Raw genomic sequence first — 8,811 nt, 5'->3', positions numbered from 1 at the left:
GTTGATAGGCCAGATCTGGAAGCCCGGTAACGGGTGGAGGTGACTGGTACTAATAGGCCGAGGGCTTGTCCTCAGTTGCTCGCGTCCACTGTGTTTGTTCTCAGATAACGAACAATTGTGTCGGCTGAACGGCCGCACTACTTAATTGAAGAGTGTGCTTGTTCGCTGCCTTGTTCGGGAACCCGTTTCCTTGAAACGGGACACTGATAGGGTTTCGGTGGTCATAGCGTGAGGGAAACGCCCGGTTACATTCCGAACCCGGAAGCTAAGCCTCAAAGCGCCGATGGTACTGCAGGGGGGACCCTGTGGGAGAGTAGGACGCCGCCGAACAATTTTTAGAGGACCCTTGGTCCCAGCACACACGCTGGGGCCAAGGGTCCTTTTTTGTTTTGTCGAAGCGCCCCGGCTGCGCGAGAATGACTGCGGTACCGAAGACAGGAGTCACCCATGTCCACCAACTCTCCCGATGAGCGACCGGATCGCGAGCAGCGACGCCGGGACAGTGGTGACCGGGACCGGGGCGGATCCCGAGGCGGACCGCGACGCGACAACGACCGCGGAGGCCAGGCGCCCCGCCGGGACGACCGCGGAGGCGACCGTGACCGTGGTCCCCGTCGTGACGGCGACCGTCCCGGTGGCGACCGCCCCGCCTTCCGTCGTGACGACCGTCGCGACGATCGCGGCGCTGACAACCGTGGTGGCGGCTTCCGTCGTGATGACAGTCGCGGTGGCGACAACCGTGGTGGCGGCGGTTACCGCCCGCGTGACGACCGTGACCGTGGACCCCGTCGTGACGGCGACCGTCCTCCCTTCCGACGCGATGACCGCCGTGACGACAACCGGCGCGACGACCGTCGTGACAACGACCGTGGTGGCTACCGTCCCCGTGACGACCGTCGTGATGACCGTCGGGACGACCGCCGCGATGACAACCGTGGTGGCGGCTTCCGTCGCGACGACAGCCGCGGTGGCGACAACCGTGGCGGTGGCTTCCGGCGTGACGACCGTGGCGGCGACAGCCGCGGTGCCGGCTTCCGTCGTGACGATCGCGGTGGTGACAACCGTGGTGGCGGTTACCGTCCGCGTGACGACCGTGACCGTGCTCCCCGTCGTGACGGCGACCGCCCCGGTGGCGACCGCCCCGCCTTCCGTCGTGACGGCGACCGCCCCGGTGGCAACCGCCCCGCCTTCCGTCGTGACGACCGTGGCGGCGACAGCCGCGGTGGCGGCTTCCCTCGTGATGACCGTCGTGATGACCGCGGCGGTGACAACCGTGGTGGCGGCTTCCGTCGTGATGATCGGGGTGGTGACAGCCGTGGTGGCGGTTACCGTCCGCGCGACGACCGTGACCGTGCTCCCCGTCGTGACGGCGACCGCCCCGGTGGCGACCGCCCGACCTTCCGCCGTGACGAGCGCCGCGACAACGACCGCGGTGGCTACCGTCCCCGTGACGACCGCCGTGATGACAGCCGTGGTGGTGGCTACCGTCCCCGTGACGACCGTCGTGATGACCGGCGTGATGACCGCCGTGACGACAGCCGCGGTGGTGGCTACCGTCGCGACGACAGCCGTGGCGGCGGGTACCAGTCGCGTGACGACCGCGACCGTGGGCCGCGCCGCGACGACCGTGGTGGGCGTCCCGGCGGGTTCCGTGGGCGTGACGACCGCGGGCGCGACGACCGCCGTGGCGGTGGCCGCTTCCGCGACGAGCGTGACCGCGACCGCGAGCCCATCCGCCGGCTGCCGATCCCCGAGGACGTCACCGGCGACGAGATCGACAAGGACGTACGGCAGGAGCTTCAGAGCCTGCCGAAGGGCCTGGCCGAGGACGTCGCCAAGAACCTGGTGATGGTCGCCAAGCTGATCGACGAGGACCCCGAGCAGGCCTACGAGTACTCGAAGATCGCCCTGCGGCTCGCCTCCAGGGTCGCCGCCGTGCGCGAGGCCGCCGGCTTCGCCGCGTACGCGAACCAGAAGTTCAGCGAGGCGCTCGCCGAGTTCCGCGCCGCCCGGCGCATGACCGGCAACGTCGAGCTGTGGCCCGTCATGGCGGACTGTGAGCGCGGTCTCGGGCGCCCCGAGAAGGCCCTCGACATGGCCGGTGCGCCCGAGGTGGCCAAGCTGGACAAGGCCGGACAGGTCGAGATGCGGCTCGTGGCGGCCGGTGCCCGGCGTGACATGGACCAGCTCGACGCGGCCATCGTGACGCTGCAGAGCCCCGAGCTCGCGTCGAACTCCGTACAGCCGTGGACCGCGCGTCTGCGGTACGCGTACGCCGACGCGCTGCTCGCCGCCGGTCGTGAGGGCGAGGCGCGCGAGTGGTTCGCGAAGGCCGTCGAGTCCGACCGGGACGGCAGCACCGACGCGTCCGACCGGCTCGCCGAGATGGACGGGGTCGAGTTCGTCGACGCCTTCGAGGGCGAGTCCGACGAGGCCCCCGCCGCTGTCGCGGGGCCGAAGGCCGCCGCGGGTGACGACGACGAGCCCTGGGTCGAGGACGACGAGGACGTCGAAGAGTTCTACGACGAGGACGACGAGGAGTTCGAGCCCGAGAACGACAAGGGCTGAGCTCAGCGGCTGACTGCCGGCCGCGCTTGACGAGGCATGACGAACGGGCGGGATCCCAGCGATGGGGTCCCGCCCGTTCGTCGTATGCCTACGCGCGCGTGGAGCGCGGTCAGTCGGCGAGCGTGCGCAGCACCAGACCCGTCGCCGGTTTCGGGCCGAATGACGTCGACTTGCGGGGCATCGTCACGCCCTGCCGTGCCAGGTCGCGTACCACTTCCTCGCGGACCGGGTGCATGAGGACCGCCGTGCCGCCGTCACGTTCCGCCTTCGCGACCGTGGCGGCCGCGTCATGGATGTACGCGATGTGCTCCGGCGCGTCCTCGGGGATGCGCCAGACATGGTCCAGGAGCGTGGAGTGCAGGACCGTCGCGTCGAGGGTGCGCCAGGCCTCCGGGCGGTCGGCAGGGATCGTACGGGCCAGGAGGTCCGGGGACGGGGTGTCCGCGAGGTGGAAGGAGCCGGCGCCGGCGAGGAGGAACGCGTTGCTGTGGGCGGCCGCGTCGGCGAGGGCGTCCAGGGCGTGCGACAGCGGGCCGGGGACTTCGCGCAGTCGGAAGGAGCCCTTCAGCGCGTCCAGGGCGTCCGGGACCGGGAGGCGGTGCAGGAGGCGATGGATGGCGCGCACGCGCAGCGGGTAGCGGGCCGTGTCCACGAGGAGGACGAGGCCGAAGTCCCATGGGGTGGGGGACGGTTGTTCGGAGCGCAGGCGCAGATACGTCGCCCAGCGGTGGTGGCCGTCCGCGATCAGGGCCTGGTGGTGGGCGAGGTCCGCGCGGATCTCCGCCAGCTCGGCCGGGTCGGTGACCGACCACAGGCGGTGGGCGAAGCCGTCCTCCGTGGTCGTCGCGAGGAGCGGGGGGCGGTTGACCGTGCGTTCGATGACCGCGGCCGTGCCCGTCGCGTTGCCCTCGCTGCGGTAGGTGAGGAGCAGGGGTTCGAGGTTGGCGGCCGTGGCGCGCATCAGGCCCGCGCGGTCGGCGACCACGTGCGGCATGACGTCCTCGTGGGGCAGGACGACCCCTTCGGACGGCTCGGACAGGCGCAGGGCGCCGATGACGCCGCGCTGGAGATGGTCGCCGTCGCGCTGCTCGTAGACGTACAGCGCGGGGATCTCGTCGGGGGCCAGGATGCCCTCGGACAGCCAGCGGCGCAGGGTGTCGGCCGCGAGGGCGTTGCGGGTGTCCGGGGAGACGGCCTGCGGGAGGATCAGGCGGACGATGTTGTGCGGGTCCGCGGATTCCAGGTGGTGCAGACCGTCGGGGCGGACGACCACGTCGTACGGGGGTGACGTCACGGCGGCGAGGCTGCCCACGCGCTCGGGGACGTAACGCACACCCCTGAACGGGATCAGGTCGAGGCCGTCACTGTCCGTCGGACCTGGGGGACCTGCAGTGTTCATTGCTGCATCGTATGTGTGTCAGTGGCATGAGCGATGATCGGGGGAGTGGGATCGAACGAGGAGCGATGTGTAATGAGTCAGACCGTCAGGACGCGGCCCGAAGGCAGTCGGCGGGCACTGAACGAGGCGTACGACACGGCGCTGCTCGACCTCGACGGGGTGGTGTACGCGGGCGGTGACGCCATCGCGCACGCCCCCGAGTCGCTCGCCGTCGCGCGAGGGGCGGGCATGGGGCTCGCCTACGTCACGAACAACGCGCTGCGTACGCCGGACGCCGTGGCCGAGCATCTGACGGAGCTGGGGATTCCGACGGACGCGGCGGACGTCATCACGTCGGCGCAGGCCGTGGCGCGCCTGATCAGTGAGCAAGTGCCGGACGGGTCACGGGTGTTGGTGATCGGCGGGGAGGGGCTGCGGGTCGCGCTGAGGGAGCGCGGGCTCGAGCCGGTGGACTCCGCCGACGACGAGCCGGTGGCGGTGGTGCAGGGGTACGGCGGGCCCGACCTGGCCTGGGGGCGGTTCGCGGAGGCCTGTTACGCGATCGCGCGCGGTGTGCCGTGGTTCGCGTCCAATACGGACTTGACCATTCCGAGCGCGCGCGGCATCGCTCCGGGCAACGGCGCGGCGGTCGAGGTCGTCCGAATCGCGACGGGTGCGCAGCCGCAGGTGGCCGGCAAGCCGCTGCCTCCGATGCACCGCGAGACGATCCTGCGCACCGGCGCGGAGCGGCCGTTGGTGATCGGGGACCGCCTCGACACGGACATCGAGGGCGCGTTCAACGGGGAGGTGGACTCGCTGCTCGTCCTGACCGGCGTCACCGACGGCGCGCAGCTGCTCGCCGCGCCGCCCCAGCACCGGCCCACGTATGTCGACGTCGACCTGCGGGGGCTGCTCACCGGGCAGCCGGAGGTCGTGGCGCGGGGGGACGGGTTCGCGTGCGGGGGCTGGGTCGCGACCGCGGGCGACGAGCGCCTTGAGCTGGAGGGGGACGGCGAGGCGATCGACGGGCTGAGGGTGCTGTGTGCGGCGGCGTGGACGGCGGCCGGGGACGGGACCTGCGGGCTCGACGGTGCGAAGGCGCTGGCGCGGCTGGGGGTTTGAGGCGGCGCGGGCGGGGAGGGTGTACCGGCGGGTGGGGTTGCCTGCGCTTCCTTGAGCTTCTTCGTCGGTAGCGACCTCGAAGAGGGCGGAGAGGGTAGGCTAACCTAACCACGTGTTGGTCGACAGTCCCCCCGAACAGCGCGCGGACACCGCCGCCGCGCCCCCGAACCGCCGGGCGATACGTACGGTCGGGCTCCTCGGAGCCGTCGTCGTACTGGTCGTGCTCCTGGTCGTGAGCATCGCGATCGGGGCGAAATCCCTGTCCGTGGACCAGGTGTGGCACGGCCTGTTCGACGACACCGGGACGTTCAGCGATGTCGTGGTCGGCGAGCGGCTCGCGCGCACGCTGCTCGGGCTCCTCGCCGGTGTCGCGCTCGGGCTCTCCGGCGCGGTCCTCCAGGCCCTGACCCGCAACCCGCTGGCAGACCCCGGACTCCTCGGCATCAACATGGGCGCCTCGGCGGCCGTCGTCACCGCCGTCAGCTTCTTCGGCGTCACCTCGCTGACGGGCTATGTGTGGTTCGCCTTCCTCGGGGCCGCGGCCGTGGGCGTTCTCGTCTACGTCCTCGGCGGGACCCGCAGCGCGACGCCGGTGCGGCTCGCGCTCGCCGGCACCGCCATCAGCGCCGCGCTCTACGGCTATCTCCAGGCCGTGATGATCATGGACAATGCGGCGCTCGGCAAGATGCGCTTCTGGACGGTGGGTTCGCTCGTCTCCGCCGACATGTCGACGATCCGGCAGGTGCTGCCGTTCATCGTCGTCGGTTCGGTGCTCGCCCTCGCGCTCGCGCGGCCACTCAACGCCATGGCGATGGGCGACGACACGGCCCGCGCCCTCGGCGCGAACCTGAACAGGACGCGTGCGCTGTCCATGGCGGCTGCCACGCTGCTGTGCGGCGCAGCGACCGCCGCCTGCGGGCCCATCGTGTTCGTCGGCCTGATGGTGCCGCACGTCGTCCGCTCCTTCACCGGCCCCGACCTGCGCTGGATCCTGCCGTTCTCCGCTGTCCTGTCGCCCGTGCTGCTGCTCGGCGCGGACGTCGTCGGCCGGCTCGTGGCACGGCCCGCCGAGGTCCAGGTCGGCATCGTCACCGCGATCATCGGCGGCCCGGTCTTCATCTACCTCGTGCGCCGGCGGAAGGTCACCCAGCTGTGAAAGCGATCCGTACCCGGGGCGGGATCTCCCTGCGCCTCGACATCCGCGCGTTCGTGATCGTCCTCGTGCTGCTGTGTGTCGCGCTCGCCGCGAGCGTCGCGTTGATCGGTACCGGCGATTTCCCCATCTCCGCCACCGACGTGATCCGTACGCTGCTCGGCAACGGTGACGCGGGGCAGGAGTTCATCGTCAACCAGCTGCGGCTGCCCAGGGTCCTCGTGGGCCTCCTCGTGGGCGCGGCGCTCGCGCTCGGCGGCGCGCTCTTCCAGGCCATCTCCCGCAATCCGCTGGGCAGTCCGGACATTCTGGGCCTCGGCCAGGGCTCCACGGCCGGTGCGCTCGTCATGATCGTGCTGTTCTCGGGGGGCGCCGCCCAGGTTGCCCTCGGGGCGCTCGTCGGCGGTCTGGTGACCGGGTTCGCCATCTATCTGCTCGCCTGGAAGCGTGGCGTGCACGGATACCGGCTCGTCCTGGTCGGCATCGGAATGTCCGCCATCATGACCGCGGTCAACGGCTATCTGCTGACCAAGGCAGACATCGTCGACGCCGCCCGCGCGACGGTCTGGATGACGGGATCGCTCGACGGCCGCGACTGGAAGCAGGTCTGGCCCCTGCTCGCCCTGTGCGCCGTCCTCGTACCCGTCGTCCTCACGTACGCGCGGCCGCTGCGCATGCTGGAGATGGGCGACGACGTGGCGAACGCGCTCGGGGTGCGCGTCGAGCGGACGCGGCTCGTCCTGCTCGTGGCCGCCGTGCTGCTCACCGCCGCTGCCACCGCCGCCGCGGGACCCGTCGGATTCGTCGCGCTGACCGCCCCCCAGCTGGCCCGGCGGCTGACCCGCTCGCCCGGTCCGAACATCGCGGCGTCCATGTGCATGGGCGCGGCCCTGCTCGTCACCGCCGACTGGATCTCGCAGCGCGCCTTCGGCGCCGACCAGCTGCCCGTCGGAGTGGTCACCGGAGTCGTCGGCGGTGTCTATCTGCTGTGGCTCCTGGTCTCCGAGCGGAAGGCCGGCCGGATATGAGCGACAGGAACCCCAGCCAGAGCAACAACCGGAGGAGCACCACCGTGAACCGACTGTCCGCCGAGAACGTCACCCTGGGCTACGACCAGCGTGTGATCGCCTCGGAGCTCTCGGTCGAGATCCCCGACAACTCCTTCACCGTGATCGTCGGCCCGAACGCCTGCGGCAAGTCCACGCTGCTGCGCGCGCTGTCCCGGATGCTGAAGCCCTCGACGGGGCGGGTGCTCCTCGACGGGCAGGCCATCCAGTCGATGCCCGCGAAGAAGGTGGCGCGCACGCTCGGGCTCCTGCCCCAGTCGTCGATCGCGCCGGACGGCATCACCGTCGGCGACCTCGTCTCCCGCGGCCGCTACCCCCACCAGGGCCTGCTGCGCCAGTGGTCCGGCGACGACGAGCGGATCGTGCAGGAGTCGATGGCCTCCACCGGAGTCGCCGAACTCGCCGATCGCTTTGTCGACGAACTGTCCGGCGGTCAGCGCCAGCGTGTGTGGATCGCCATGGCGCTCGCCCAGCAGACCCCGCTGCTGCTCCTCGACGAGCCGACCACGTACCTCGACATCCAGCACCAGATCGACGTACTGGACCTCTGCGCGGAGCTGCACGAGGAGCAGGGGCGGACGCTCGTCGCGGTCCTGCACGACCTCAACCACGCGGCCCGCTACGCCACCCACCTGATCGCCCTGCGCGGCGGTGAGGTCATCGCCGAGGGAGCGCCGGGCGACATCGTCACCGCGGATCTCGTCGGTCGGCTCTTCGGGATGAAGTGCCAGGTCATCGACGATCCGGAGACCGGTACCCCGCTGGTGGTGCCGGCCGCGCGCAAGGCCAGGAAGGCCCCGGCCCGGGATGCGGAGGCGCCCGTGAAGACGGTGGCTAAAGCAGCGTCCTGAGCCGCAGCAGGTCGCGGAAGCCGGCCTCCAACCTGATCCGGCCGGAGGCCCAGGCCTTCGCGAAGTTCAGCCTGCCGTCCACCATCGCGACCAGGTCGTCGCCGGTCATCGCGAGCCGGATCTGCGCCCGGTCGGGCGGCGGCCCGTCGACCGTGTCGAGCACCTCGATCCGGCCGTTCTCGAGCCGGCCCGTGAACGTGATCCCGAGGTCCGTGACATGGCAGCTCAGCGAGCGGTCGAGCGCCGCCGCGCTGCGTACCCCGCCGTCCGCGCCCGCCAGATTGTCCGAGAGTTTGTCGAGTGCGGCACGGCACTCCTGCGTCGTCGCCATCGCGGTCGACCGTACCCCAGTGCTACGCGGTAGCGTCGTGGCATGAACGACTCTCATCCGGACCCCGACCAGGTGCCGGACCAGGTGGCCGGGGCCCCGGAGGTCCAGGACGAACCGTCGTACGAGCCCGCGGCCCCGGCCCCCCTCGGCGTCCCGCGCACCTCCACCGGCAACGCGGACGTGGACGCAGGGCTCGACCGGCTCGCCGACGTCGACCACCTCACTGCCGACGGACACATCGAGGTGTACGAGGATGTACACCGGGGCCTGCGTGACGCGCTGACCGCGCTGGACGCACGCCCCGAGCCCGCACCCTCGAACCGACACAGGAGCTGAACCGA

The 8,811-nt window shown here is 71.1% G+C and carries 9 protein-coding genes and 1 rRNA gene; 8 read left to right on the top strand and 2 right to left on the bottom strand.

Going from position 1 to position 8,811, the window contains the following annotated elements; genetic code table 11:
- Positions 1-213 precede the first annotated feature (213 nt).
- The 3 genes from rrf to ACWFR4_RS11970 all read left to right on the top strand — a co-directional run bounded on the left by rrf (position 214) and on the right by ACWFR4_RS11970 (position 2,568).
- Positions 214-330: ribosomal RNA gene (rrf, locus tag ACWFR4_RS11980) — 5S ribosomal RNA — on the top strand.
- A 16-nt stretch (positions 331-346) separates the two neighbouring features.
- Entirely contained in the window at positions 347-1,849 is a 1,503-nt protein-coding gene (locus tag ACWFR4_RS11975; protein ID WP_453652179.1) for a hypothetical protein, read from the top strand.
- Positions 1,741-2,568, top strand: a complete 828-nt coding sequence (locus tag ACWFR4_RS11970; protein ID WP_382477577.1) for a hypothetical protein — start codon at positions 1,741-1,743, stop codon at positions 2,566-2,568. Before ACWFR4_RS11975 ends, ACWFR4_RS11970 begins: the two co-directional genes overlap by 109 nt.
- Positions 2,569-2,677: 109 nt before the next feature.
- Here ACWFR4_RS11970 and ACWFR4_RS11965 read toward each other — a convergent pair whose 3' ends face one another.
- The gene (locus tag ACWFR4_RS11965; RefSeq protein ID WP_453466774.1) at positions 2,678-3,967 is read right to left on the bottom strand and encodes a DUF1015 family protein; all 1,290 of its coding nucleotides are present in this window, start codon (positions 3,965-3,967) and stop codon (positions 2,678-2,680) included.
- A gap of 72 nt (positions 3,968-4,039) precedes the next feature.
- Here ACWFR4_RS11965 and ACWFR4_RS11960 point away from each other — a divergent pair, with 72 nt between their 5' ends.
- The 4 genes from ACWFR4_RS11960 to ACWFR4_RS11945 all read left to right on the top strand — a co-directional run bounded on the left by ACWFR4_RS11960 (position 4,040) and on the right by ACWFR4_RS11945 (position 8,139).
- Entirely contained in the window at positions 4,040-5,068 is a 1,029-nt protein-coding gene (locus ACWFR4_RS11960) for an HAD hydrolase-like protein (protein WP_453652163.1), read from the top strand.
- Positions 5,069-5,180: 112 nt separating this feature from the next.
- The gene (locus ACWFR4_RS11955) at positions 5,181-6,224 is read left to right on the top strand and encodes a FecCD family ABC transporter permease (protein ID WP_453652161.1); all 1,044 of its coding nucleotides are present in this window, start codon (positions 5,181-5,183) and stop codon (positions 6,222-6,224) included.
- Positions 6,221-7,249, top strand: a complete 1,029-nt coding sequence (locus ACWFR4_RS11950; protein ID WP_453652159.1) for a FecCD family ABC transporter permease — start codon at positions 6,221-6,223, stop codon at positions 7,247-7,249. Before ACWFR4_RS11955 ends, ACWFR4_RS11950 begins: the two co-directional genes overlap by 4 nt.
- The gene (locus ACWFR4_RS11945; RefSeq protein WP_453652157.1) at positions 7,246-8,139 is read left to right on the top strand and encodes an ABC transporter ATP-binding protein; all 894 of its coding nucleotides are present in this window, start codon (positions 7,246-7,248) and stop codon (positions 8,137-8,139) included. The genes ACWFR4_RS11950 and ACWFR4_RS11945 overlap by 4 nt, the downstream gene beginning before the upstream one ends.
- Here ACWFR4_RS11945 and ACWFR4_RS11940 read toward each other — a convergent pair.
- Positions 8,123-8,470, bottom strand: coding sequence for an SCP2 sterol-binding domain-containing protein (locus ACWFR4_RS11940; protein ID WP_266565914.1), 348 nt, complete (start codon positions 8,468-8,470; stop codon positions 8,123-8,125). The two genes, ACWFR4_RS11945 and ACWFR4_RS11940, sit on opposite strands and share 17 nt — an antisense overlap.
- Before the next feature lie 42 nt (positions 8,471-8,512).
- Between ACWFR4_RS11940 and ACWFR4_RS11935 the strand changes: the two genes are divergently transcribed.
- Complete coding sequence (locus tag ACWFR4_RS11935) at positions 8,513-8,806, top strand: hypothetical protein (protein WP_453652155.1); 294 nt, start codon at positions 8,513-8,515, stop codon at positions 8,804-8,806.
- The last annotated feature ends 5 nt before the right edge of the window (positions 8,807-8,811 follow it).

This window comes from Streptomyces sp. NPDC055140, from assembly GCF_053607285.1.
The sequence above is the reverse complement of the archived record's forward strand: the minus strand, read 5'-3'. Positions and strand labels throughout refer to the sequence as shown.

What these genes read in the sequence shown, in the direction of transcription:
- ACWFR4_RS11965 (WP_453466774.1), bottom strand. Translation starts at nt 3,967, where the DNA reads ATGAACACTGCAGGTCCCCCAGGTCCGACGGACAGTGACGGCCTCGAC.
- ACWFR4_RS11960 (WP_453652163.1), top strand. Translation starts at nt 4,040, where the DNA reads ATGAGTCAGACCGTCAGGACGCGGCCCGAAGGCAGTCGGCGGGCACTG.
- ACWFR4_RS11945 (WP_453652157.1), top strand. Translation starts at nt 7,246, where the DNA reads ATGAGCGACAGGAACCCCAGCCAGAGCAACAACCGGAGGAGCACCACC.
- ACWFR4_RS11940 (WP_266565914.1), bottom strand. Translation starts at nt 8,470, where the DNA reads ATGGCGACGACGCAGGAGTGCCGTGCCGCACTCGACAAACTCTCGGAC.
- ACWFR4_RS11935 (WP_453652155.1), top strand. Translation starts at nt 8,513, where the DNA reads ATGAACGACTCTCATCCGGACCCCGACCAGGTGCCGGACCAGGTGGCC.